Raw genomic sequence first — 24,651 nt, forward strand, 5'->3', positions numbered from 1 at the left:
TCGATGGGTAACGTTACCCACGAGGTCGTGGCCAGACCTTAGAGAGCGTCCTGTGTGACGTCAAGGGCCCTCCGTAGACTCGGCGTCAGCGTTTCCCAGCGGAAAAAGGAATCGAATGGAGCCACCAGCTCGGCGTCGTCGCGTGACGATCGTCGATGTCGCACGCCACGCCCAGGTGTCCACCACCGCCGTGTCCAAGGTGCTGCGCAACGCGTACGGGGCGAGCCCCGAGATGCGCGAGAAAGTCCGCCGCGCGATCGACGAACTCGGCTACCGGCCGCACGCGGGGGCGAGAGGCCTGCGCGGGCAGACGTACACCATCGGTGTGATGCTCCCGGACATCCGCAACCCCTTCTTCCCCGAGGTTCTCGACGGCATCACCGACTGGCTGGGGGACACGGAGTACCAGGTACTGCTGGGCCCCGGCTGCAACGGCGAGAAGGAGGAGGCCCGGGTCACCGAGGCGATGGTGGACCGCGGTATGGACGGCCTCATCCTGGTCGCGCCCGTCTCACCCCGCCCCCACCTCGAGCACATCGCCTCCTCCGTGCCGACCGTCGTCGTCGGCCGGCACGGCTCGTCCGAGCTGTACGACACGGTGGTCGACGACGACGTGGAGGGCGCGCACCTGACCGTCGCACACCTCGCCGGACTCGGGCATCGCCGCATCGCCCACATCGAGCACCACGAAACCGACCCGACGCGCCTCGCCGAGATGCCCAACGCCCGCCGCGCCGACGGATACCGGCAGGCCATGCGGACACTCGGGCTGGCCGACCACATCGACGTGGTCTCCACCACCTACACCCAGGAAGGCGGCTACCGGGGCGCACAGGAACTGCTGGCGCGCCCGACGGTTCCCACGGCCGTGTTCGCGGGCGCGGACATCGTGGCCATGGGCGCCCTGGAGGCGATCAACGAGGCCGGGCTCTCCGTTCCCGGCGACATCTCGGTGGCCGGTTACGACAACACCACCTTCGCCGCGCTCGGCCCGATCTCGCTGACCAGCGTCGACCAGGCGGGCCACGAGATCGGCGGGAACGCCGCCCGGCTGCTCCTGGAGCGGATCTCCGACCGGCACAAACGCACGGACCAGGTCCGGCTGTCGCCCACCCTCGTCACGCGCCGGACGACGGGACGGCCGCCGGAGTAGGTCGAGGGGGAAGCCGAGGGGGAAGCCGCGGGGGTCGTTCAACCATTCGATTGAATGTGGGATTCCCCTCGTGGGAAACGTTGCCCATCCGTGGCTCGCGTGGCAAAAATGGAGCTGCCCGGCGCCCGGACCCGTCCTCCAGCACCGGACGGCTTCACTACGCCACCCCCCAGCAGAGAGGTCTCCTCAGCATGTCCAGCTTCCTCAGCAGACGACGCGTCCTCGCCACCGGAGCGGGCGCCGCCCTCGGTGTCGGCGGGGTCGCCGCGAACGCCGCTCCGGCCACCGCCTCCCCCGCGAACTCCCGAGGCGCCACCCGGGACAACCCCCGGGGAGAGGAGAGAAGGACCCTCGACGAGCTCTACCGCGCCGCTCTCGCGGAGGGCGGCAAGCTCGTCGTCTACGCCGGCGGCGACACGCCGACCCAGCAGGACGGCACGAAGGCGGCCTTCAAGGCCCGCTTCCCCGAGATCGACCTGACCTTGATCGTCGACTACAGCAAGTACCACGACGTCCGCGTCGACAACCAGTTCGCGACGGACACCCTCGTTCCGGACGTCGTCCAGTTCCAGACCCTGCAGGACTTCGACCGCTGGAAGCGGCAGGGCCGTCTGCTGCACTACAAGCCCGCCGGGTTCTCGAAGGTCTACGACGGGTTCAAGGACCCGGAGGGCGCGTGGGTGGCCACCGGCGCGATCGCCTTCAGCTTCATGTACAACACGGCCGCGGTGGGTTCGAGGACCCCGCTCACCCCGCGCGACCTGGTCGACCCGAAGTGGAAGGGCAAGATAGCCTCCGCCTTCCCGCACGACGACGACGCGGTGCTGTACCTCTTCACGCTGTACGCCCGGAAGTACGGCTGGGACTGGGTGGCCAGGTTCGCCGCCCAGGACGTGCAGTTCGCCCGCGGCAGCAACTCTCCCGGCGACGCCGTCTTCGGCGGACAGAAGACGATCGGTGTCGGCACCGCCGGGTCCGCGGTCGGCACCTCTCCCGTGACGTTCGCCATCGGCACCGGGCACCCGTTCATGGCCTGGGGCCAGCGCATGGCCGTCCTCAAGCAGGCCAAGAACTCCACGGCGGCCAAGCTGTTCCTCAACTGGCAGCTGTCGACGGAGATGCAGAACGGATCCTTCAACGGCTGGTCCGTCCGCACCGACGTCACTCCCCCGGCGGGCCTGAAGCCGATCTGGGAGTACCCCAACGCCTACGTGGACGGCTTCCCCCGCTTCATGTCCGACCGCGCCGAGGTGGAGCGCTGGAAGCAGACCTTCGCTCTGTACTTCGGCGAGGTCAAGGGCGACCCGACACCCGGCTGGCTGGGGCTGCACCCGGGCGCCTAGGGACGGACGGATGCGCCGATCGCCCTAGGGACGGACGGATGCGCCGATCGCCGCTTCGGAGGGGCGGTCGGCGCGTCGCTGTTCCGCAGGACGCCCGTGTCGCCGCCGTCCGCCCACGTGACCCACACCCGCCGTCAGTGGATCAGCGTTCGGCCGCCGTCGAGAGCTGCGACGCGGAGTCCTCCACCCGCAACACATAGGCCGCAGCGCCGGCGTAGAAAGCCTCGACGACAAAAACGGCGATCAGCACCGCGTGGGGCCACCCATCCGCCACGAAGCTGACCAGGCGCCCCACAGCCAGGCCACTCATGAAGGTGAACAGCGTGACGAGCGAAGTCCTGGTGTAACGCGTGTTGGCGGCTCCCAGGAAGAACAAGATCGCCAGGGCTACGAACAGTGACCCGGAACCGCTCCTGAAAATGTTCGCCTCCGACGGCGACTGGATGTCGACCCCGTAGACGTCGAGCAAGAGGTGCGGAGCCAAGAGATAGACCAACCCGATCACGGCGATCCCGAGGCCCGCGGAACCAAGGACCAACTTCTTCAGATTCATTCTTCTGAGATTTCCGTTTTGGGAGCTCATCGAAGACGCTCCAGAACATGCGCCACGAACTGCTCGTGGTACGGGAAGGGGCCGGCATGGCCGGCATCGGGGTGGATCCGAGGGGGTGAGACATTCGGCAGGGTGGGTGGGTGGGCCTGCGTCGGTCTGCTGTGGTCAGGCGTCTGAGTTCCTTGCCGCCTGCCGGTCGCTGCTGCCGTGTGCCAGTGAGGCGAGGATCTCCTTGCGGCAGACTTCGAGGATTTCGTCCGCCAGCGGAGAATCGTCCGGGCATGCCCGCGACAGCATGATCGCGCCGACCGCATGGGCGAGCATGTCGATCACCATGGCGCGGGCCGCCCGCTGCTCCGCACCCCCCGACGGGCCACTTGGGACCTGAAGGGCCGTCACCACGCTCTCGATCCCGGCCGCGAACTCTGTTTTGATGTCCGCCGGCTGACGTGCGGCATCGCCGCTGAGGGCCGCGATGGTGCAGCCGTCGCCACGCCCGTCACGATGCTCCCGGGAGACGTAGCTCTCGACGAACTCGGCGGGGCCCACGCCTTCTGCCCGTGCCGCGATCTGCGAGAGCCCGCTCGCGGACGCCTCGGCCATCAGGTCGGCCTTGGAGCCGAAGTGCTTGTAGAACCCGCCGTGGGTGAACCCGGCGGCCGCCATCAGTTCCGCCACGCCGACACCGTCATAGCCGCGCTCGCGGAACAGCCCGGCGGCTGTGGCGACGATGTGCGCGCGGTTCTGCTCCGCCTGCGCCTTGCTCACGCGCATGTCCAGCCGCCCTTTCCACGGTCGACGCTCGCCGATCGAAGGCCAAGCATACATAGATGTCGATCCACATCTAAGAGGTTGACTTTTTATATTACGACCGTCATCGTATCGTTCACCCGCTCCAGAAAGGCTCAAGCCATGAGTGATACGCATCTGACCGCACCGACCCAGTACGTCGAGGTCGACGGCGACCGGTTCGCCTACCGGCGCTGGGGCAAGCCCTCCGGCGTCCCGATCTTCCTCGTCCAGCACCTCCGCGGAGGCATGGACCACTGGGACCCCCTGCTCACCGACGGTCTGGCCGAAGGCCGCGAGGTCATCCTGTTCAACGGGCGCGGCATCGCCTCCTCGTCCGGCACACCGCGCAATCGGATGGAGGACATGGCCGACGACATCGCCGCGGTCATCCGGGCGCTGGGGCTGGAACAGGTCGATCTGCTCGGCTTCTCGATCGGCGGTTGGCAGGCGGAGGAAGTCACGCTGCGCCACCCCGAACTGGTGCGCAAGCTCATCCTGGTCGGCACCGGCCTCCGGGGCGGGGACCCGACGATGGACCCCAAGGTGCCCGAGGTGGCGGTGAACCCGGTCCCCACCGTGGAGGACTTCCTCTTCCTGTTCTTCGGCCGCTCGCCAGCCGCCGTCGAAGCGGGCCGGGCCTTCTGGGAGCGCCGCCACCAGCGGACCGACCAGGACCCGCCGAGCTCCCTCGAAGTCGCACAGGCGCAACTCGAAGCAGTTGCCGCCTACGCCGAACCCCTGCCCGGCGAGAACCCCTACGCCTATCTGAACGCGATCACCCAGCCGACGCTGGTCCTCAACGGCACCAACGACGTGATGATCGCCTCGATCAACTCCTGGCACCTCGCCCAGAACATCCCCAACGCCCAACTGCTGATCTACCCCGACGCCGGGCACGGAGCGCACTTCCAGTACCCCGAGCGGTTCCTGAGGCACGCCCTGCAGTTCCTCGACGAGTAGGACCGGCTAGACCTGTCCGGGTGATCACTAGTCCCACTACGGCGGCTTTGGTAAATGGGCCTGGTGAGTGCAGTGGAGATGACCCGCGCAGAGGCAGTCGCGCTGGTGCAGCGTGTTATGGATGCGGGCTGCGCCTCCGATGACGATGTGGCCGGTTGGCTGGACAGGCTCGGCAGAACCCTGGCTTGCCCGTCTGGGCACGTCAGTGCCTTGATCTTCTGGCCGCCGGAGCGGGACCTTTCGGCCGATGAGGTAGTCGATCAGGCTTTGACATATCGGCCGATCGCTCTGTGAGGTCGGGCCTCAACTCCGAAGCCGGACCAGCAGGGCTGCGGTGGTTGCGGTGCCGAGAAAGGCATAGCCCCGCTTGCCATAACGGGCGGCCGCGGCCCGGGACTGCTTCAGCCTGTTGGTCGTCCGTTCGACGGTGTTGCGCTTCTTGTACCGCGCTTCGTCTAAGCGCAGTGGCCGTCCGCCGCGCGCGCCTTTGCGCAGGCGGACGGCCTCGCTGTCGCACCGGTCACAACGCTGGGCGCGGCGGGTCTGTCACGTGTCTGGCCACGCTCGTCGTCGACTTCCCGCGCGGCACGGCACCTCACGGCTGGACCACCCCGGTCGGCGAACCCAGGTGGGTCACGAATTCACCGGTGTCACGCATGTTCACGAAGCTGTCCTTGAGCCTGACACCGGCGGACCGGGGCCGGATGGACAACGAGCGGACTACTGCAGCCCGGCCGGTCTCGTGCGCACTCGGTCTCGGCCGGTGGCGACGGACAGGGGCGGGATTCATGTGACCAGCGGCACTGTGGCTGTGCATCTGCTGTGGATACGGTGTCGCTGCCGCGCCGGTAACGCATGCGTGGGCGGCGCGTGGCCGACCGGTGGGTTGCCCCCGACAGCGTTTTTCAGCGAAGGGAAGAAGGTGAGGGCGCGGCGTGACCAGCATGATCTCCGAAGCGGGCAATCTGCCCGTGGCCTTCACCAGCTTCGTGGGGCGACGGCACCTCATCGCCGAGATCCGCCGTGTCCTCGGTCCGGCCCGGCTACTGACGCTCACCGGAATGGGTGGCGTGGGCAAGACGCGGCTGGCGCTCGAGGCGGCCGCCGCGTCGAGAAAGGCCTTCGCGGACGGGGTGTGGCTGGTCGACCTGGCTCCGGTGCGGGAGCCGCTGGCCGTGGCGGACGCCGCCGCGGCGGCGCTTGGGGTGCCGGAACTGGGCGCGAGGCCCGCCCTGGACCAGCTCGCGAGGTATCTGGCCGGGCGCCGGGCGCTGATCGTGCTGGACAACTGCGAGCATCTGGTCGACGCGTGTGCCGAGCTGGCCCAGACGCTGCTGTCGGCCGCACCCGAGGTACGGGTGCTGGCGACGAGCCGGCAGACACTGGGCATCGCGGGCGAGCACGTCCTCGTCGTACCGCCGCTGTCGGTTCCGGAGGAGGCGGTCGAGCTCCTGCGGGACCGGGCCACCGCCGTCCGGCCGGAGTTCCGGATCACCGACCTGAACCGGGCCGGCGCCTCCCGGCTGTGTGCCGGCCTGGACGGGCTGCCGCTGGCGATCGAGCTGGCCGCGTCCCGGCTGCGGACGCTCACCGTGGACCAAGCGGTGGACCGCCTGGAGGACCGTTTCACCCTGCTCACGAGCGGCAGCCGGACAGCGCGGCCCCGTCAGCGCACGCTGCGGGCGCTGGTCGACTGGAGCTATGAACTGTGCTGTCCGGCCGAGCGGCTGCTGTGGAATCGGCTGTCCGTCTTCGTCGGTGGTTTCGCCCTGGACGCGGTCGAGAGTGTCTGCGTGGGAGAGGGCATCGCCCCGGACGAGGTGGTGGACCTCCTGGACCGGCTGGTCGGGCAGTCCATCGTCCTGGCGACCGAGCAGGAGGGTCTGCCGCGCTACCGGATGCTGGAGACCATCCGCCGCTACGGACGACTGCGGCTCGCCGAGTCCGACGAGGAACAGTGGTTGCTGACACGGCACCGCGACTTCTTCCTGGCTCTCGCCGAACGTGCCGCCGACACGTGGTACGGCCCCGGACAGCAGCAGACCCTGGCCCGGTTGCGCGCCGAACACAACGATCTGCTGGCGGCACTGAACCACGGCGGCGACCCGCAGGCCGAGCTGGCGCTGGCCGCGGCGCTGCGCTACCACTGGTGCGCTGACGGGTTTCTCGGCGAGGGGCGTCGCCGGCTCGACCGGGCGCTCGCGGGCGCGCCCGAGCCCACTTCGGCCCGGGCCCGGGCGCTGGTGGCCGCCGCCTGGGTGGCGTTGCTGCAGGGCGATCCCGCTGCGGCGGATCAGTGGCTGACCGAGGCAGGGGAGCTGGGTGACCAGCTCGACGATCCGGCGGTACGCGCGAACGTCCTTGGATTCCGAGGGACGCTGGCGCTGTTCTGCCGACGCTTCGAGGAGGCCCTGCCCCTCTTCGAGGGCGCGGTGGCCGCCCACAGGGCACTGGGAGAGGAAGCCGCTACGGTCTTCTGGCTGTTCCAGCTCGCGAACACCCAGACCCACCTCGGTGACGCGGGCCGAGCCGAGACCGCCAGGCAGGCTGTCGCGATCGCGCAGACGCACGGTGAGAGCCTGAACCGCACGTACGCGCTGTGCGTGCTGGGCCTTGACGCCTTGGTACGCGGTGACCTGGCGGCGGCCATGGCACTGACCCGCGCCGGGCTGGAGATCCAGCGGGACTTCAACGACTACGTCGGGGCCGCGCTACTACTGGAACTGCATGCCTGGATCAGCGCCGCCGGCGACGACCACGAGCGGGCGGGGCGGCTGCTCGGCACGGTGCGCGCCCTGTGGCGGGACACCGGCACCGAGCTCTCCGTGTTCGGCCCCGATCTGACCGAGCACCATGCGCGCTGCGAGGAGGCGGTCGTCAGAGCCCTGGGCCCGGCAGCGTACGAGAAGGTTCTCACGGAGGGCGGCCGTCTCGACAGCCCCGGCCGCGGCATCGCCTCCGCTCTCGCCGACGGCGCCGAACCGGCCGCCCGAGCCACGGCCGGCGCCCCGAGCCCGCTGACCCAGCGGGAGCGGCAGGTGGCCTCGTTGGTGGCCGAGGGCATGACCAACCGCCAGATCGCCGCCACTCTGGTGCTCTCCCCACGCACGATCGGCGGCCACGTCGACCACATCCTGGCCAAGCTCGGCTACGGCCGCCGCGCCCAGATCGCGACCTGGTGGGCGGAGAACCAGGTAACCGACCCGTCCGAATGACGCATGCGCGGGGATGCCCCCCGCTGTGATCCTTCTCGTCGTGGACGCCGACACGGCAGACATGACAAACGGGTGACGCGGGGCTGCTGAACGCACCGGCGGCCCGATCGTGGCTCCATCCGGTACACGCATACCCACCTCAGTAAAAGCCGACCTCGGGCCGGTATGCCCTCGTACTCTCCTCATTCAGTCCGGAGGACGCATGTTCAAGCGAACCGCAGTGCATGTACGCGGAAAGACGAGATCCAGAAAAGGGAAGCGTGCCTTCGCTGCTTTCTTCGCCGTCGCCCTCGCGATAACGCTGCTCCAAGGGCTCCTGTCGATGACAGCCGCCCCATCGGCACAGGCTGTATCGATCACCGAATGCCCTGGAGGTTCCCATTCGGGAGAGGGGTCGTCTTCCTGCCCCAACCTGGAAAACGAAGATCTTGTCACCCAGCGGCGCTTCCCGTCTGTACTGTATCGCGGAGACGAGCGCCTGCCGAACGACATCTTCCGCCACGGCTTCACTTCGTGGGGGAGCAATGACGACATAGTCTCGCACCTCCGAGGCGACCCAAATCGCAACAGCAACTACATCCCGACGACTGGCACGCGATCCGTTGCGGAGACGTTCGCGCACAATGGTGGAATGATGCGCCTGAATTCCATGGCCGCGCAACCACGCTGTTCGAACGGGCGGATCTGGATATACGGACTCATTCCATGGCGTGGCCTGCTGGAAAGCTGTGAACACGGCCGGGTTACCTCGGAGGCCTTCGTCTACGTCATCGATCCCATGTGGGCGAGGAACGCGCTGTACGTCCCCGATCAGGTCCGAGGGAATGCGGCGCTTCATCGGTTCGCCGCCCAGGACGAATGGGCCTACGTTCACCGGATTCCGCGAGAGGCGATCACCGGCGTCCGCATCTACCGAATGACGGGGCACGCCGAAAACCGCGAGGTAGATCCTCGGACCGTCACCTTCGCCTTCGATCGTTTCGTCGGGAATCCTTTCCACGCGCAGGCACAGATCCTCTACAACCCGGAAAGCGATCCGAATTCCCACTTCGGGTTCCATTCGAACCTGAACGTCCCCGACCTGCCCACGAACCCGTACACCCGCGGCTGTTCGACGATAACTTTCTGCCGACGCTGACCTCGGAATTCCGCAAGAATTCCGACACGAAAGGCACCACATGCTGAAGAACAACGAGCCGGGGGTGAGAACCCGGACGGCCACCTCGCCCATGCGACGGATGCGGACCGGTCTCGTCGCCACCTGCTCCCTCGCGCTGGTCGCCACCGGCGGGCTGCTGACGACCGCTCCCGCGGCGCAGGCCGACATCACCGACGGCCTGCTGCTGCGGTACAAGCTGGACGAATCCGCCGGCACGGTCGCCCATGACTCCTCGGGCCACGGCCTTGACGGCACGGTCAACGGCACCGCCGACCTGGGTGGTGCCGAGGGGCTGGGCTTCAACGGCTCCAACACCTACGTCAAGATGCCGAACAACGTCATGGCCGGGCTGGACTCGATCAGCGTCGACTTCGACGTGTGGGTCGACAACGCCCTGACCAAGCCGTACTTCTTCTACGGGCTCGGCAACACCAACGGCACCAGGGGCAACGGCTACCTGTTCACCACTGGCGACACCTTCCGGACGGGGGTCTCCCTCGGCGACTTCAACACCGAACAGCACATCGAGCCCTCAGGCGGCACCTACACGCTGCCGCACGGCACCTGGAAGCACGTCACGTACACCCAGACCGGCCACACCGGCATCCTCTACGAGGACGGGGTGGAGAAGGCCCGCAACACCAACGTCACCATCACCCCCGGCTCGATCGGCAACGGAACCACCACCGCGAACTACCTCGGCCGGTCCCTCTACGCCAACGACAAGTACTTCAAGGGCCGGATGCGCGACTTCCGCCTCTACAACAAGTCCCTGTCCCCGGCCGAGGTCGAGGACAGAGCCAACGACACAGAACTGCAGTCGGAGGAGCTGCAGGCCCTGGCCACCTACAACGACGCGCTCGCGGCGTTCGAGGACCCCAACATCGGCCCGGTCCTCATCTTCCCGTCCGACTACACCGGGGACATCGACAACGTTCAGCGGCCGCCGGACTGGACCGACTCCTCCGGTCGGACACCGACGCTCTGGCCCACCCCCACCACCGCGAAGAGCCCACTGTTCACGGCCGATCAGATCAGCGCCCTGGAGGACGCGGTCACCGCCGCGGTACAGCCCGACGGCGACACGACGTACACCTTGGCCGTCCACTACGACGGGATGAGCGACCGGGTGATCGTGGAGACCAACGCTCCGGCCGCGGTCACCGACCCCCTGACCACCCAGTACGACGGCCAACTCGTGATCGACAGGTCCACGGACGTCCCTGCCGCACCGCCCCTGTGCCGGCCGGCGCAAGCCGGCAGCACCCAGGGACTGCTGCTGGACTACAAGCTGGACGAGCCCGTCGGCGAGATCGCCCACGACTCCTCGGGCCACGGCCGCGACGGCTGGATCAACAACGCCGCCGACCTGGGAGGTGACGAGGGACTGGGCTTCAACGGCTCCGACACCTACGTCAAGATGCCGGACAACATCATGAAGGGACTGAACTCGATCAGCGTCGACTTCGACGTGTGGGTCGACAACACCCTGACCAGCCCGTACTTCTTCTACGGGCTCGGCAATGCCAACGCCACCAACGGCAACGGTTACCTGTTCACCACCGGCGACACCTTCCGCACCTCGGTCTCCCTCACCGACTACACGGCCAAGAAGGACGTCCAGCCCTCGGGCGGCTACACACTGCCGCACGGCGCGTGGGAACACGTCACCTACACCCAGACCGGCACCACCGGGATCCTCTACGAGAACGGCGTCGAAAAGGCCCGCAACACCAACGTCACCATCACCCCCGGCTCGATCGGCAACGGAACGACCACCGCGAACTACCTCGGCCGGTCCCTCTACGCCAACGACAAGTACTTCAAGGGCCGGATGCGTGACTTCCGTGTCTACGACCACGCCCTGACTCCGTCCCAGGTCCATGACCGGGCCGACGCGCCCGCGAAGCGAATGGAGCAACTGCAGGAGCTGGCCGACTACAACTGCGCGATCTCGTACTTCGACGACCCCGACGTAGGGTCGGTGATCACCTACCCGTCGGACTACACCGGAGACCTCGACGTGCAGACACCGACCGACTGGACCGACTCCTCCGGGCAGACGCCGACGAGCTGGCCCCAGCTCTCCATCGCGAAGAGCCAGCAGTTCACCGTCGCCGAGATCAAGAAGGTCACCGAGGCGGTCAACCAGGCGATCCAACCCGACGGCGACACGACATACGGACTGGTGGTCACCTACAACGGCCCGACCGACAAGATGATGGTGGTCACCAACGCCCCGGCCTCGGTCACCGACCCGCTGATGAGTGCCTACCCGGGCAAGATCCTCCTCGAGACACCCACAGCCTGACAGGCGACCGGGATCAGCTGTGAATCAGGGAGGGGCCCGGGTCACCGGGCCCCTCCCCCGCGTTGCTGCCGCCGGATCCTTGCCCCAGGAGGCACTCGGCGCCCCGCAGCGGGCGGCCCATCGACGATCAGCGGCGGCTTCTCCCGGTCAGTGGGCGGTAGCCCAACTCCCCAGCAGGGCCAGCCGCTCCGCCGTCTCCGAGCCCGGCTCCGGGGTGTAGACCACCAGCGTCTGCTCCGATGACTCCGGCAGCGTCAGCGACTCGTACGGCAGGGTCAGCAGGCCCGCGACCGGGTGCTGGAAGCGTTTCACGCCGTACAGGCACGCCCTGACCTGGTGGTCGGCCCACAGCCGGCGGAAGTCCTCGCTCTTGAGGGAGAGTTCGCCGACCAGCTCGCGCATGCGCCGGTCGCCGGCGTGCGCACCCGCCCTCATCCTCAGGGTGGCGACGCACTGCGCGGCGACCGCGTTCCAGTCGGGGTAGAGATCGCGGCCCTCGGGTTCCAGGAAGAGCTCGCGGACGACGTTGCGCCGGGCGGGATCCAGGCGGCTGAAGCCGTGCAGGGCGTCCCCGAGGGTGTTCCAGGCCAGCACCTGTGTGGCGGGATCGAGGACGAAGGCCGGGATGTGCTCCACGCTGTCGAGCAGCCGCTGGACGCCGGGACGGACGCCCGGGGGCGCACTGCGGCGGCGTCCGTCCTTCCTCGGCGGCCGGGCCACCGCGCGCAGATAGGTGTGCTCGGTGCCGTTCATGCGCAGGACCCGGGCGATGGCGTCCAGGACAGCGTCCGAGACGCTCGGCCCGCGGCCCTGCTCCAGGCGGATGTAGTAGTCGACGCTCACCTCCTCGCGGCGCAGCCCGGGCACCCGGCGCCTGCCGTACGAGGGCAGCCCCACGTGGCGGCGAAGGGTGGGGGAGCCGAGGCCGGGGACACTCCCCGGCGGGCCTTCCACCTTGAGAGCACCTCAATGTCGTACGAGAATCTGGCCGGCCGTATCGCCGTCGTCACCGGGGCCGCGAGCGGGATCGGCGAGGCCGTCGCCGTGACACTGGCCGCGCAGGGGGCGAGGGTCGCGCTGCTGGCGCGGCGGGCGGAGCGGCTGGACGCCGTCGCGGAGAAGATCCGGGCGGACGGCGGGCAGGCGCTGCCCGTGGCCGCCGGCGTCACGGACGACGCGTCGGTCGCGGCCGCGGTGGAGCGGATCCATGAGGCCTACGGGATCGTCGATCTGGTCGTCAACAACGCGGGCGTCGTGCTGACCAGTTCGCTGGAGGACGCGCGCGTCGACGAGTGGCAGACGGCGATCGACACCAACATCACCGGGGTGCTGCGGATCACCGGGGCGTTCGCCGAGGACCTGGGACAGGCGGCGGCGCGGGGCGGCAGTGCGGACCTGGTGAACATCTCGTCCATCGCCACCCATCAGACCGGCCTTCCCGGCTTCGCGGTGTACGGGGCGACCAAGGCCGCGGTCACCCATCTCTCGGCGCTGCTGCGGGACGAGTTCGGGCCGCGGGGGGGGTACGGGTGACCAACATCGAACCGGGGGTGACGGACACGGGGATCGTCTCGCATCTCGACGAGGCCGGGCAGGACGCAGTCAAGGCGCCAGGTCTGAGTAAGCAGGAAAGGACCTCACGGGCGAGTTGGGTCGGACCGACCGGGGACCATAGCATCCAGTGGGACGACAGGAAGAACAGACTCGATCAAGCCAGGGGAACGAGCCGGAGTGACAGGTGGGACGGCGCGGTTGCGAGTGCCGGTGGGCGAGGACGCGGAGCGGTGGGTCACCCGCGTGGGCTGTCGTCGCGTCCTGCTCATCGTGCACAACGTGACGTCCGCGACTCGCCTGCTGGACGTACTTCCGCTGTTCAACAGCGATGTTCGCGTGCAGTTGTTCGCCACCTGCACGGGTTCCTCTCCTTTCCTTGCGGGAGTACCCGAGCTGTTGGCTCAGGCGGGCCTGCCTGTCCTCCCTTGGGACCAGGCCAAGGACACGGAGTTCGATCTGGCGGTGGCCGCGAGCTATGGCGGCCAACTCGGCTCGATACGCGGCAAGTTGGCCGTTTTGTCCCACGGGATGGGATATAATAAGAAGTTGGCGACACCGGACACCGGACACCGGACACCGGACACCGGACACCGGACACCGGACACCGGACACCGGTCTTCGGTATGGCGCCGGACTGGCTCCTCGAGGACGGCCGTCCAATCGCGTCCGCCACGGTGCTGTCCCACCCCGAACAGTTGGAGCGGCTTCGCTCGGCGTGCCCCGAGGCGGTGCCCACCGCGGTACTGGCCGGGGATCCTTGCTACGACCGTATCCTCGCCGCTCTCCCCCAACGCGACCGCTTCCGCCGCGCACTGGGCGTGCGACCCGGCCAGCGGCTGATCGTCATCAGCTCGACCTGGGCAGCGCGTTCCCTCTTCGGCGGTGCCGGGCCAGGAGGAGCGGGCGAGCCGGGTACGGATGATCTGCTGCCGTGGCTGCTGTCGCGGCTGGCGGCGGAGCTGCCGGCCGATGAGTACCGGACGACCGCTGTACTGCACCCGAACATCTGGTACGGCCATGGTCCCGGCCAGGTCCGTGCCTGGCTGGACAACGCGCGGACAGCCGGCCTCGAGGCGATTCCGCCGCTCGACGGGTGGAGACAGGCCCTGATCGCCGCCGACTGCGTGCTCGGGGACCACTCCAGCGTCACCTACTACGCGGCGTCCATAGGCATCCCCGTCCTCCTCGGGGCGTTCCCCCACGAAGACCTCGACCCGCTCTCCCCGGTGGCCGCCCTCGGCCGTACGGCTCCCCGTCTCCTGCGCCGCGGCAGCCTCCGCGCGCAGATCGACCGGGCGATCACCTCGCACGACCCCGGCCGCTACGACGAACTGGCGGAGCAGACCAGTTCGTCACCAGGAGAGTCGGCCGCCCTGCTGCGCCGTCTGTTCTACGGCCTCATGGACATACCCGAACCCACAGGGCACCCTGCGCTGCTCGACCCGCTGCCACTGCCGCCGTACATGCCCGCCCGCGTCACCGCACCGGTCCGCGTCCTCGCGCGGCACATCGGTACGGTTCCGCCGGAACTCGCCCTCGTCCGGTATGCCGTCGTCGGCGACGAGCCCGATCCGTCGGAGGACCCGGACCCGGCGGTGCGGGTCGACACCGCGCACATGGTGGCCGACGAGGAGACGCGGGAGATCGGCCGGCTGCGCGTCGCCGACATCGTCGTACGCCGTGCCGCCGCAGACGATCCGCGGCTCGGCCCGCCGGCCGTCTGGACCTCGGAGGCGCTGGAGCGCTATCCGTACTGCGGGCTGGTCGCCTATGTCGACGGCCCGGACCGCTGTGTCGTACGCACCCGCGAGGGAGACCTTCTGCGGCTGTCCGCCGCCGCGGAACTCGACGGTCGGCCCGACCTGTGCGATCCCGCCGTCTACGCCTCCGCACTCCACGCCTGGCTCGCGAGCGGGCAGCCCCTGGACAAGGCTCTCCCCGCGATCACCGTACGCACCGGCGCCACGGCACATCACGTCACGGTCGAACGGCTCCCGTCGCCCGCACCACCGACGGGGGCTCACGCCTCCGGTTCGGCGAGCGCCATCCGGATCCGCTCGGCGCCGACCCGGTCACCGTTGTCCTCGTAATGCGCAGCGGCGGTGCGAAGATCCTCCGCCGCCTCCGCCGGACAGTCCGCGAGACGGTGGCACCGGGCCCTCGACTCGAAGACATCCGCGAGTTGCAGCCCGGCGCCCGCCGTCTCCATGGCCTTGACGGCCTCGTCCAGGCACACCCGCGCCAGGTCTGTGTCCCCCGCCTCCAGGTGCGCCTCGCCGAGGCTCATGTAGACCCGGCCCTCGTTGTAGGCGTCACCACCGGCGGGCAGCTGACGGAACCGCACCAGGGCGTCGTTGAGCCGAGCGAGAGCCTCCGCGAAGTGACGCTGCTTCGTCTGCGCTCGGCCGATGTGATGTTCCAGCAGAGCCGTGGCACGAGGAACGTCCGCCCAGCCGTCGTCGCCGTCCCGGATCCGTCCAAGGATCTCCCGCGCCTCTTCGAAACACCGCTGGGCATCCGCGTACTTCCACCGCTTGAGGCGGAGCAGCCCCAGAGCCTCGACGGCGCTTGCCTGCCCGCGATGGTGGCCGCAAGCCTCGTCCGCGGCTGCGGCCTCCGCGAGCGCCTGCTCGGCGTCGTCCGCCCGCCCGGCTCCCATATGTCCGAAGGCGAGTTGCACCAGCATCCGGCCCACCGCGCGCCGGTCACCGAACTCCGCGGCGCAGCGCCGGGCGGCCTCGACTCCGAGCAGATGCGTGTCGATCCACTGGGCGTGGAAGCCGAGCAGCAGATGCAGACCCCACATCGCCTCGCACAACTGCCATACGAGGTCGTCGAAGCCGTGGTGATCGGCCGCCCGGATGACGGCCGCGAGGTTCTCCCGCTCACGACGCAGTTCCGCCAGCGCGTGCTTGCCGTCCGCCGGATCACGGTCCGCCGGCAGAACGAGTGCCCGATAGGCGGGGCCGAGCCGCCAGCGCAGCGGCATGACCCGGAAGTCCGCTTCCGCCGCCCAGCGCAGATACCCGACCGCCACCCGTCGGACCCCGGCGGACATACGGCCATGACCGTCCTCGGCCACCGCGAGCTCACGTGCGTGCGCCCGCGCCAGATCGTGGAAGCGATAGCGCTCCTCACCGACCTCCTCCAGCAGATGCACCCTGGCCAACTGCTCCAGCAGGTCCCGGGCCTGGCCCTCCTCCACGCCGGCGGCGTGGGCGGCGCACATGACGGTCACGGTCGGCCATGCCCACCCCGCGATCGCACGATAGAACGCGGCACCCTCGGGCGTCAGTTCGCGGTAGGAGGCATCCTGCGCGCGGCGAACGGGATCGATGAAACCACCTGAGTCGTCAGCGTTTCCCGCTCCCATGGCGTCGCCTCCCCCGCTCTGGCCGTGGATCCGTTCGGACAACCCTCGCGCCACCCGCTCCCATGCCAAGTGCTCTCGGACCGCGAGACCGGCACCCGTGGTGCACAAGGCGAGAGGAACACCACCGGCCGCCTCGGCCACGGCCTGCACGACCGCGTCCGGAGCCGCCGCGCGCTCGCTCCCCGCGACCCGCCGCAGCAGGAGGACGGAATCCGCGGTCGACAGCGGTCCGAGGACGCGCGGGCGGGCCCCGTGCTCGGCCACGAGGCGGCCCAGCCGGTGCCGACTCGTCACCAGGACGAGGCACCCGGGCGACGCCGGGAGCAAGGGGACGACCTGGGCGTCGGAATGGGCGTTGTCCAGTACGACCATCATGCGTCGGTCGGCCGTGCAGTCGCGGAACAGATCCCGCTGACGGGCCTCGTCGCCGGGCACCATGGCGGGCGGAACCCCGAGCCTCTCCAAAAACCGCGCCAGCACGTCGGAAGGCGGCAGAGCCGTGCCGGAGGACGCGCCGGCCAGATCCACGAACAGGATCCCGTCAGGGAACCGCTCCCGCAGTGCGTACGCGCAGTGAACGGCGAAAGCCGTCTTACCGATGCCGCCCGGGCCGGTTAGGGCGGCAATAGTCGGCGCGCCGGGTACGGGATCCGCGTCGTCCAGCAGTGCCGTGATCCACGTGATCACGTCCTCGCGGTCCGTGAACACCGCGGTCGCCGGCGGCAGCATCTGCGGACGGGAGGCACCATGAGCCACGGCAGGCACGGCACGCGGCGCCAGCCAGGATGCCTCCCGAACCCACTCCGCGACCTCGCGGGCGGCCTCCGGTGATCTGCGGGCGACTTCCAGCAGCCGTAACGCAGCCGCCCGCTGCTCCTGCTCGGTGACGGGCAGAGTGGGCTGCTCCTCACCGCCTCCGGAACCGGTGTCCGCTCCCCCGTCCGCAGTCCGTGCCCGGCCCAGCAGGCCGCAGAGTCTCTCGGACGTCCGCCTGCCCATCTCGCCGCCCGCTCCGGAAAGAGCACCCGAGGCGACGGTGCCGACAGCTGAGAGCGCCATACTCATCAACGGTTCCACCCAGGACTCCCCCAACTCGCCGATTTCTCAATGGTATCGACAGGATCAGAGAGGGCATCGACCCGCAGGAGAAGATCGGCGACTTCGGCCTCACTCCCCGTCCGTCGCACTTCTCGCATGATCGACCACCCGGCCGCCGATCGGGCGGAGTCGCAGGATGGAGCGATAATGGCTTACGTCCTGCGATTCGCCGCCCGGGATACGAGGACCGCGAATCGCTGGCCGGTGCGATCTCCGCGAGAGCGAGATGAGCGATCATGGACCAGCGCATCGCCGCCGACCGGGCGGCGCGGCCGCTCGCAGAGCCGGTCGACGAGTCGCTGACGGCGCGCGTCACCCTCGACGAGCACGCCATCGTGACCGGGTGGAACGCGGGCGCCGAGCGCCTGCTGGGATACTCGGCCGCGCAGATCGTGGGGCGGTCGGCGGCCGTTCTGCTGGCCGATCCGATCCCGTCGGAGGACCTGCGCCCCATCGCGGAGCTGCCGAGATGGAATGGGCAGGTCTCCGTCCGGCACCGTGACGGCCAGCGGCTGGAGATCAGGGTCCTCGCGCACCACCGGACGCCGGAGACCGGTACCCGCGAGTGGTTCCTGGTCTCCGCCCTGACCGGGAAGCAGCCTCAGCCGGCCGACGACACCCTCGTGGGCCGGAGCTTCGCGCAGTCCCCTTCCTACGCGCAGGCGCTCTACGACACCGGGCTCCGGGCGCGGTGGGTGAACGAACGCATGGCACAGGCCTTGGGCCTCACCCAGGACGACCTGCTGGGCCTGCGCACCGGCGAGGGCGTGGACGGGCCGGTCGGTGAGCAGGCGGAGCAGGGCATGCTGCGGGTGCTGGCGACCGGGGAGCCCGAGTATCAGGAGACCTTCATGCGAGCCGGCGGTGAGACGCGCGAGCACGCCTGGTCGGTCGTCCTGTCGCCGCTGCGGGACCGGACGGACCACGTACAGGGTGTCTGCCTCACCGCGCACGACATCACGGAGCAGTACTGGGCCCGCAAGCGGCTCCAGCTGATCGCCGAGGCCGGCCGGCGCATCGGCACCACGCTCGACGTGATGCGGACGGCGCAGGAGCTGGCGGACGTGACGGTCCCGGAACTCGCCGACTTCGTCAGCGTCGACCTCCTGACCTCCCTCGACGACCTGCACGAACCGCTTCCGGCAGGCGGGACTGCGGCCGGTCCTCTCCACCTGCGGCGCGCCGCCCACCAGTCCGTGACCCCGGGCATCCCGGAGGCGGTCGTCGGCCTGGGTGAGGTGGACGGATATCCGGAGCGCTCCGCACCGGTCGAGAGCCTCCGGTCCGGACGGGCCTCACTGCACGAGATGACCGAAGCCGCGATCGCCGGCTGGGCCGCCGGCGACCCGGTCCGGTCCTCCCGGGTCCGCGAGCTCGGCATCCACTCGGTGATGACGGTGCCGCTGTCGGCACGCGGAACCACCCTGGGCGTCGCCGTCTTCTACCGCTACCGGCACCCCGAGATCTTCCAGCAGGACGATCTGGTCCTGGCCGAGGAACTGGTGGCCCGGGCGGCCGTCTGCATCGACAACGCCCTGCGTTACACGCGTGAACGCGGTACGGCGGTGATGCTGCAGCGCAGCCTGCTGCCTCGGCGGCTGCCCGAGCAGGCGGCGGTGGAGGTCGCCTCCCGCTACCTTCCGGCCGGCGGGCACGCCGGCGTGGGCGGCGACTGGTTCGATGTGATCCCCCTGTCCGGGGCGCGGGTGGCGCTGGTCGTCGGCGATGTCGTCGGCCACGGCATCCACGCCTCCGCGACCATGGGCCGTCTGCGTACGGCCGTACGCACGCTCGCCGACATCGACCTGCCTCCCGACGAACTGCTCACCCACCTCGACGACCTGGTCGCCCGCCTGTCCACCGAGCAGGAGAGCGACCAGGTCGCCGACCGGTACCCGGAGCCCGTCGGCGAGGTCGGCGCGACCTGCCTGTACGCCGTCTACGACCCGATCTCCCGGCGCTGCGCGCTTGCCCGCGCCGGACATCCGCGGCCCGTCGTCGTGAGACCCGAGGGCACCGCCGAACTCGTCGACCTCCCGGCAGGCCCCCTGCTGGGGCTGGGCGGCCTGCCGTTCGAGGCCGCCGAGATCGACCTGCCCGAGGGCAGCCTGCTCGCCCTCTACACCGACGGCCTGATCGAATCCCGGGACCGCGACATCGACGACGGCCTCCACCGGCTCTGTCACCTGCTCACCCGGCCGACGCCCTCCCTGGACGCCCTGTGCGACACGGTGCTCGCCGACTTCCTGCCCGAGCGCCCGGCCGACGACGTCGCGCTCCTCCTCGCCCGCACCCGCGCGCTCGACACCTCCCAGGTCGCCACCTGGGAGATACCGGCCGACCCGTCCGCCGTCGCCCAGACCCGCAAGGACGCGTTGGCTCAGGTCGAGGCCTGGGGGCTGGAGGACGCCGCCTTCGTCACCGAGCTGGTCGTCAGCGAACTCGTCACCAACGCCATCCGGCACGGCCAGCCGCCGATCCAACTCCGCCTGATCCACGACAGCAGCCTCATCTGCGAAGTCTCCGACGGCAGCAACACGGCTCCCCACCTCCGCCGCGCCCGCACCTACGACGAGGGGGGCCGCGGCCTGCTCCTCGTCGCCCAGCTGACGCAACGCTGGGGCACCCGCCAGGGCGCCCGGGGCAAGACCATCTGGGCGGAACAGACCTTCGAGCCGTCCCTGCCCGGCCACTTCTGACCAGCCCGGCCGCTTCTGACCAGCCCGGCCACTTCTTCCCGCAAGCGCGAAGTCCGAGCCGGCTCATGCCCGCTGTGAACAGCCATGCCCTCGTCCGAACGGCCCGGAGTCCGCTGTCATGACGGAACGAGATTTCCGGCACGGCCGCACACGACGCCTCGGCCCCGGCCCCGAACTGCTCGCGCGGGCAGGGGCCGACCGGGTCCGACGCCCTTGGTCTCAGCCGAAGAAGACCTGCTGCAGCAGATAGATGTTGATACCGGAGATGAGCAGAGCCGCCACCCACCCCACGAAGGTGGTCACGCGCCGGTTGACCAGCTCTCCCATCAGATCCCGGCGGCGGCTGATCAGTACCAGGGGGATCAGCGCGAACGGGATGCCGAACGAGAGCACCACCTGCGACGCCAGCAGGACCGTGTCCGGCGACACTCCGAGCGCGAGCACGGCCATCGCAGGTGCCATGGTGATGGCCCGCCGGAGGAACAGCGGTATCCGCATCCGCAGGAAGCCCTCCATGATGACCTGGCCGGAGTAGGTGCCCACGCCCGACGAGGAGAGACCGGACGCCAGGAGCGCGGCGGCGAAGGCGAGCGCGGCTCCGCCGCCGACGATCCGGCCGAAGCCCTGGTGGGCGCTGGCCAGACTGCCGTCGAAGCCCCCGGCGGCTCCGTGGAAGACGGCGGCCGCGACGCAGAGCATGGAAAGATTGATCAGCCCGGCCAGGCTCAGGCCCAGCGTGGTGTCGATGCGCAGTGTGCGCAGGGCACGCCGGCGCTCGATCGGCCCGTGCGGCGCCTGCCGTTGCGCGGTCAGGGCCGAGTGCAGATAGATGACGTGCGGCATGACGGTCGCACCGATGATGCCGATTGCCAGCACCACGGAGTCGGTCCCGTGGAAGACCGGCACCATCCCCGCGGCCATCCCCGACGCGGACTGGCCGCCGGCGGCGGCCACGGTGTAAGCGAAGCCGAGGGCTATGACGCCGAGCAGGAACACGATGGCCAGCTCGAACGGGCGGTAGCCGCGTCGTTGAAGGGCCAGGATCGCGAAGCTCACCACGGCAGTGATCAGCGCGGCGGGCAGCATGGGCACACCGAAGAGCAGATAGAGGCCGATCGCCGCGCCCACGAACTCCGCGAGGTCGGTGGCCATGGCCACCACCTCGGCTTGCGCCCACAGTCCCACCACGACCGGCCTGCGGAAGTTGTCGCGGCAGAGCGTCGGCAGGTCACGTCCCGTGGCCAGGCCCGTCTTGGCCGACAGGTACTGGATGAACATCGCGACCGCGCAGGCCGACACGAGAACCCAGACGAGCAGGTAGCCGTGGCGGGCTCCCGCCTGGAAGTTGGTGGCGAAGTTGCCGGGGTCCACGTAGGCGACGGCGGCGACGAAGGCCGGCCCGTAGAAGGCGCGCCGGCGCCGTCGGACGGCTCGGCGGAGAGTGGGGCCCTGGGCGAGGGCTGGAGGCGCTGCGGAGATGCCGGTACTCATCAGGGGGCTCCTACGGCTCAGGGAGGGCGAGCGGGTACGCCTGTCGGCAACCGATGAGGACCATCATCGGCCTGTATGTGCATCGTATCGTCATACAATAATTCTACGCATGGATCCGGGCAAGGGCTGGAGACAGGAGACAGAGAGAGTCCGGCGGCCTACTGGAGCCGCGCTCGGTTCAGAGTGAGGGCTGTGGGCCGCCGAGGGCGGCCAGTGCCTGGAAGCCCGCTTCGTACGAACGGTCCACATGCGTGGCACAGGCAAGGGCGGCCCGTTCGGCATCCCGGTCGGCCAACGCCTCGTAGATGACGCGCAGTTCGGCTCCCGCGGCACGCGCACGGTCCGACGAGAACAGGGAGACACACATCAGGACGACGATCCGCGCCCGCAGTTTCGCCAGGGCGTCCAGCGTGACCATGACACCGGCGGCACGCAGCAGCAGGCCGTAGAAATTGTCCCGTGCCTGCAGCAGGGCCGACGGGTCCGGCGGGAGTTCCGCAAGTTGCTCGAACTGCATCAATGCGCCGTGCAACGCCTTCAGTTGCGCGTCGGAGGCGTGTGCGACGAAGCGCCGCACAGTGACCTCTTCCAGAGCCCGCCGGACCTCGTCGATCTCCGCGGCCTCCTCCGGCGAGGGCACGCACACCACGCATCCCTCGTCGCCGGCGGTCAGCCAGCCCTGCTCGCAGAGATCACGGAGGGCCTGACGTACCACGCTCCGCGAGACGCCGGTGCGTCCCACGACAAGGTTCACGTCGAGCAGCTGTCCCGGAATCAGCCGCGACCGGCAGATGTCGTCGCGCACCGTCCGCAGGACATGGTCCCTGGAGAAGGCCACCATCGAGGCCGACTCCAGGCGCGAGTAGGGCTCCTTTGCCCACGAACCTTCGTGCTCCACGGCAGTGAGGCTACGGCCGGTTCGTCATACAATCAATGCCTTGTGTGGCGCGATTTCGACGTATGCCCGCGCACGGGGCTCGGGGCGGTCGCCGCGGTCGTCGTCACGGGGCGGGACGGCTCTCGCTCGGGTGCGTGCTCTCCGCGACCGTGTCCACCCGCTCCAGCAGGCGCGTGCGCAGCATACGCCGCAGACGTACGACCGAGTCCTCGTTGAGGTGGTGCAGCGGGTCGTCGTACGTGGTCAGCTCGATCCTCGCGCCCAGGGACGCCAGGGCGCCGGCCGTCCGCTCGGCCCGCACGAGGGGCACGAACTCGTCCTCGTTCGCGCACAGGAGCACGATCTCGGTGCCTGCCAGGCCATTTTCCGGCCCGGCGGGCCAGGGCTTGGCCTCCGGCCCGAGATGGCCGCCGGTGTGCAGGAACGCGCCGGCGCACACCGGCTGGTCCCGCAGCAGGTACTCGGAGAGCAGGCAGGCTCCCTGGGAGAAGCCGAACAGCACCACATTCCGGGCCGGCCAACCCATCCGTTCCAGGTCGGCGAGGTGGGTGCGTACCGTCTCGAGCGCCTGGTCCAGGCGTGGCTGGTTCTCCTCCAGCGGTGCCAGGAAGCCGCGCGGATACCAGGTGTCCGCGTCGGCCCCCGGGACGACCCAGGCCACACCGGGGAGGTGGACCCGATCGGCCTGCTCGATCATGAAGCCCGGGCCCTGTCCACGTCCGTGCACCGCGTAGACCACCAGCCCGGCCCGGTCGAGGGGCGCGCCGTGCAGTAGTGGCGGGCGCGTCAGGTGCGGGTTGTCGGGCGTGAGGGTGAAGGCCGCCGTATCCGGCATATTCGTCGCTGGTTTTTCCGGCATTTCAGACCGCCTCGTCGTCTCGTGGTGGCTCCCCGGCCCAGGCCCGGGTGAGCAGGTCGGTCAGTTCCTCGGCGCCGACCGGGACCGGGTTGTCCCGCGGTACGTACGGCAGGATCAGGCCGGCCGCCTCGGGGATGTCCTCGCGGCGCATGCCGTGGTCGGCCAGTGCGCGCGGGGCGTCGAGTGTCTTGCGCAGCGCGTTGAGACCACTCACCGGTGTAGCGCTGCCCAGAGCGGCTGCGATCCGGTGGGCCGCTTCCGGCGCGCCCGGCGCGTTGAGCTGCAGCACGTAGGGCAGCACGGTGGCGTGGGTCTGGGCGTGCGGCAGGTCGTACGCCCCGCCCAGCACATGACAGATCTTGTGGTGGAGCCCCGAGCCGGCGGAGGCGAAGGCCACCCCGGACAGGTAGCAGCCGTACAGCGTGGCGTCCCGTCCGGTGATGTCGTCCGGCTCCCGGACGATCCGGCGCAGCCCGTCCGCGACCGCCCGCAGGCCCTCCATGGCGAAGGCCTGGTTGACCGGATTGGTGCGCGGGGCCCACATCGAGTCGACGCAGTGGGCGATCGCGTTGAGTCCGGAGGCCACCGACAGGCCGACGGGCAGCGAAAGGGTGAGCTCCGAGTCGTACACCACGGTGACCGGGAGGACGGCGTCGTCGACGCCGGTGGTCTTGCGGGCGGCCTCCGTGAGTCCCCAGACGTTCGTGGCCTCGGAGCCGGCGTAGGTCGTGGGCACCGCGACGATGGGCAGTCGGGTGGTGAGCGCCACCGCCTTGGCCAGTCCGGTGGTGGATCCGCCGCCCACGCAGACGACGAGGTCGGCGTCGCACTCCGAGGCCGCGGCCCTGGCCGCCTCTGCCTGCTCCACGGGTACGTGCGGTCGTACGTCGGCGTGCCGCAGCACCACCGGGAGGTCCGCGGTGACGCGGTCGGCGATCGCGGACTCGGCCGGCGCGGCGATCACCATGACTCTGCGGGCGCGCAGCCGGTCGGCCTCCGAGGCGAGGTTGCGGGCGGCGCGGCCATAGCCGAAAAGGACGCGCTGGCCGAGTGTGATGTTCTCGAAGCTGAGGCTCACTGTTCGTTCCTGGAGGGGCGGGCGACGGCCGGGGGTGAGGGCCGGCGGGGACGATGGTGTGCGACGGGGCCCGGGCGTGATCGGTGCGCCCGGGCCCCGGATACGTCTGCGGGGA

17 protein-coding genes and 2 pseudogenes are annotated in these 24,651 nt (G+C 69.6%); 10 read left to right on the forward strand and 9 right to left on the reverse strand.

Features of this window, described 5'->3' with window-relative positions:
* Nucleotides 1-115 precede the first annotated feature (115 nt).
* Nucleotides 116-1,153, forward strand: coding sequence for a LacI family DNA-binding transcriptional regulator (locus tag ABZ855_RS30485; protein ID WP_360812265.1), 1,038 nt, complete (start codon nt 116-118; stop codon nt 1,151-1,153).
* Between the two features lie 191 nt (nt 1,154-1,344).
* Nucleotides 1,345-2,496 carry an ABC transporter substrate-binding protein gene (locus ABZ855_RS30490; RefSeq protein WP_360812267.1) on the forward strand — a complete coding sequence of 384 codons (1,152 nt, stop codon included), beginning with the start codon at nt 1,345-1,347 and terminating at the stop codon, nt 2,494-2,496.
* 142 nt (nt 2,497-2,638) lie between these two features.
* On the opposite strand, the gene ABZ855_RS30495 is transcribed toward ABZ855_RS30490, so the two are convergent.
* Both ABZ855_RS30495 and ABZ855_RS30500 read right to left on the reverse strand, forming a co-directional pair.
* Nucleotides 2,639-3,049, reverse strand: coding sequence for a DUF4345 domain-containing protein (locus ABZ855_RS30495; protein ID WP_360812269.1), 411 nt, complete (start codon nt 3,047-3,049; stop codon nt 2,639-2,641).
* A 165-nt stretch (nt 3,050-3,214) separates the two neighbouring features.
* Nucleotides 3,215-3,823: a TetR family transcriptional regulator gene (locus ABZ855_RS30500; protein WP_360812271.1), complete on the reverse strand. Its 609-nt coding sequence runs from the start codon at nt 3,821-3,823 to the stop codon at nt 3,215-3,217.
* A 138-nt stretch (nt 3,824-3,961) separates the two neighbouring features.
* Here ABZ855_RS30500 and ABZ855_RS30505 point away from each other — a divergent pair, with 138 nt between their 5' ends.
* On the forward strand, nt 3,962-4,801 hold the full coding sequence (locus tag ABZ855_RS30505; RefSeq protein WP_360812273.1) for an alpha/beta hydrolase: 840 nt from the start codon (nt 3,962-3,964) through the stop codon (nt 4,799-4,801).
* 78 nt (nt 4,802-4,879) lie between these two features.
* Nucleotides 4,880-5,095: an e9imm peptide gene (locus tag ABZ855_RS30510; RefSeq protein ID WP_360812341.1), complete on the forward strand. Its 216-nt coding sequence runs from the start codon at nt 4,880-4,882 to the stop codon at nt 5,093-5,095.
* A 9-nt stretch (nt 5,096-5,104) separates the two neighbouring features.
* Here the strand turns inward: ABZ855_RS30510 and ABZ855_RS30515 are convergent.
* Nucleotides 5,105-5,257, reverse strand: a pseudogene (locus tag ABZ855_RS30515) (IS5/IS1182 family transposase); the annotation flags it as partial.
* Nucleotides 5,258-5,745: 488 nt separating this feature from the next.
* On the opposite strand from ABZ855_RS30515, the gene ABZ855_RS30520 reads away from it, so the two are divergent.
* The 3 genes from ABZ855_RS30520 to ABZ855_RS30530 all read left to right on the forward strand — a co-directional run bounded on the left by ABZ855_RS30520 (nt 5,746) and on the right by ABZ855_RS30530 (nt 11,486).
* Nucleotides 5,746-8,016 carry a LuxR C-terminal-related transcriptional regulator gene (locus ABZ855_RS30520; protein WP_360812343.1) on the forward strand — a complete coding sequence of 757 codons (2,271 nt, stop codon included), beginning with the start codon at nt 5,746-5,748 and terminating at the stop codon, nt 8,014-8,016.
* Between the two features lie 202 nt (nt 8,017-8,218).
* The gene (locus tag ABZ855_RS30525) at nt 8,219-9,154 is read left to right on the forward strand and encodes a hypothetical protein (protein WP_360812275.1); all 936 of its coding nucleotides are present in this window, start codon (nt 8,219-8,221) and stop codon (nt 9,152-9,154) included.
* Between the two features lie 40 nt (nt 9,155-9,194).
* Nucleotides 9,195-11,486: a LamG domain-containing protein gene (locus ABZ855_RS30530; protein WP_360812277.1), complete on the forward strand. Its 2,292-nt coding sequence runs from the start codon at nt 9,195-9,197 to the stop codon at nt 11,484-11,486.
* Between the two features lie 147 nt (nt 11,487-11,633).
* Here ABZ855_RS30530 and ABZ855_RS30535 read toward each other — a convergent pair whose 3' ends face one another.
* Nucleotides 11,634-12,440 carry a transcriptional regulator gene (locus ABZ855_RS30535; protein WP_360812279.1) on the reverse strand — a complete coding sequence of 269 codons (807 nt, stop codon included), beginning with the start codon at nt 12,438-12,440 and terminating at the stop codon, nt 11,634-11,636.
* A 15-nt stretch (nt 12,441-12,455) separates the two neighbouring features.
* Between ABZ855_RS30535 and ABZ855_RS30540 the strand changes: the two are divergent.
* Both ABZ855_RS30540 and ABZ855_RS30545 read left to right on the forward strand, forming a co-directional pair.
* Nucleotides 12,456-13,069: pseudogene (locus ABZ855_RS30540) on the forward strand (SDR family oxidoreductase); the annotation flags it as partial.
* A 594-nt stretch (nt 13,070-13,663) separates the two neighbouring features.
* Complete coding sequence (locus tag ABZ855_RS30545) at nt 13,664-15,130, forward strand: hypothetical protein (RefSeq protein WP_360812281.1); 1,467 nt, start codon at nt 13,664-13,666, stop codon at nt 15,128-15,130.
* On the opposite strand, the gene ABZ855_RS30550 is transcribed toward ABZ855_RS30545, so the two are convergent.
* Nucleotides 15,061-17,472: an NB-ARC domain-containing protein gene (locus tag ABZ855_RS30550; RefSeq protein WP_360812283.1), complete on the reverse strand. Its 2,412-nt coding sequence runs from the start codon at nt 17,470-17,472 to the stop codon at nt 15,061-15,063. The two genes, ABZ855_RS30545 and ABZ855_RS30550, sit on opposite strands and share 70 nt — an antisense overlap.
* Before the next feature lie 275 nt (nt 17,473-17,747).
* Here ABZ855_RS30550 and ABZ855_RS30555 point away from each other — a divergent pair, with 275 nt between their 5' ends.
* On the forward strand, nt 17,748-20,210 hold the full coding sequence (locus tag ABZ855_RS30555) for a SpoIIE family protein phosphatase (RefSeq protein WP_360812285.1): 2,463 nt from the start codon (nt 17,748-17,750) through the stop codon (nt 20,208-20,210).
* Between the two features lie 219 nt (nt 20,211-20,429).
* On the opposite strand, the gene ABZ855_RS30560 is transcribed toward ABZ855_RS30555, so the two are convergent.
* The 4 genes from ABZ855_RS30560 to ABZ855_RS30575 all read right to left on the reverse strand — a co-directional run bounded on the left by ABZ855_RS30560 (nt 20,430) and on the right by ABZ855_RS30575 (nt 24,536).
* Nucleotides 20,430-21,701: an Nramp family divalent metal transporter gene (locus ABZ855_RS30560; protein WP_360812286.1), complete on the reverse strand. Its 1,272-nt coding sequence runs from the start codon at nt 21,699-21,701 to the stop codon at nt 20,430-20,432.
* Between the two features lie 178 nt (nt 21,702-21,879).
* Nucleotides 21,880-22,599 carry a GntR family transcriptional regulator gene (locus ABZ855_RS30565; RefSeq protein WP_360812288.1) on the reverse strand — a complete coding sequence of 240 codons (720 nt, stop codon included), beginning with the start codon at nt 22,597-22,599 and terminating at the stop codon, nt 21,880-21,882.
* Between the two features lie 103 nt (nt 22,600-22,702).
* The gene (locus ABZ855_RS30570) at nt 22,703-23,458 is read right to left on the reverse strand and encodes a hypothetical protein (protein WP_360812290.1); all 756 of its coding nucleotides are present in this window, start codon (nt 23,456-23,458) and stop codon (nt 22,703-22,705) included.
* A gap of 1 nt (nt 23,459) precedes the next feature.
* Nucleotides 23,460-24,536 (reverse strand): maleylacetate reductase, encoded by a 1,077-nt coding sequence (locus ABZ855_RS30575; protein WP_360812292.1) that lies wholly within the window; start codon nt 24,534-24,536, stop codon nt 23,460-23,462.
* Between the last annotated feature and the right edge of the window lie 115 nt (nt 24,537-24,651).

The sequence above is a fragment of the Streptomyces sp. NPDC047042 genome, assembly GCF_040644035.1.
Classification (GTDB): Bacteria; Actinomycetota; Actinomycetes; order Streptomycetales; family Streptomycetaceae; genus Streptomyces.

Excerpts from the sequence above, each read along its gene's own strand:
- ABZ855_RS30555 (WP_360812285.1), top strand. The coding sequence starts at position 17,748 with ATGGACCAGCGCATCGCCGCCGACCGGGCGGCGCGGCCGCTCGCAGAG.
- ABZ855_RS30560 (WP_360812286.1), bottom strand. The coding sequence starts at position 21,701 with ATGAGTACCGGCATCTCCGCAGCGCCTCCAGCCCTCGCCCAGGGCCCC.
- ABZ855_RS30490 (WP_360812267.1), top strand. The coding sequence starts at position 1,345 with ATGTCCAGCTTCCTCAGCAGACGACGCGTCCTCGCCACCGGAGCGGGC.
- ABZ855_RS30550 (WP_360812283.1), bottom strand. The coding sequence starts at position 17,472 with ATGGCGCTCTCAGCTGTCGGCACCGTCGCCTCGGGTGCTCTTTCCGGA.
- ABZ855_RS30530 (WP_360812277.1), top strand. The coding sequence starts at position 9,195 with ATGCTGAAGAACAACGAGCCGGGGGTGAGAACCCGGACGGCCACCTCG.
- ABZ855_RS30545 (WP_360812281.1), top strand. The coding sequence starts at position 13,664 with ATGGCGCCGGACTGGCTCCTCGAGGACGGCCGTCCAATCGCGTCCGCC.
- ABZ855_RS30505 (WP_360812273.1), top strand. The coding sequence starts at position 3,962 with ATGAGTGATACGCATCTGACCGCACCGACCCAGTACGTCGAGGTCGAC.
- ABZ855_RS30500 (WP_360812271.1), bottom strand. The coding sequence starts at position 3,823 with ATGCGCGTGAGCAAGGCGCAGGCGGAGCAGAACCGCGCGCACATCGTC.
- ABZ855_RS30520 (WP_360812343.1), top strand. The coding sequence starts at position 5,746 with ATGATCTCCGAAGCGGGCAATCTGCCCGTGGCCTTCACCAGCTTCGTG.
- ABZ855_RS30510 (WP_360812341.1), top strand. The coding sequence starts at position 4,880 with ATGACCCGCGCAGAGGCAGTCGCGCTGGTGCAGCGTGTTATGGATGCG.
- ABZ855_RS30485 (WP_360812265.1), top strand. The coding sequence starts at position 116 with ATGGAGCCACCAGCTCGGCGTCGTCGCGTGACGATCGTCGATGTCGCA.
- ABZ855_RS30570 (WP_360812290.1), bottom strand. The coding sequence starts at position 23,458 with ATGCCGGAAAAACCAGCGACGAATATGCCGGATACGGCGGCCTTCACC.
- ABZ855_RS30525 (WP_360812275.1), top strand. The coding sequence starts at position 8,219 with ATGTTCAAGCGAACCGCAGTGCATGTACGCGGAAAGACGAGATCCAGA.
- ABZ855_RS30495 (WP_360812269.1), bottom strand. The coding sequence starts at position 3,049 with ATGAATCTGAAGAAGTTGGTCCTTGGTTCCGCGGGCCTCGGGATCGCC.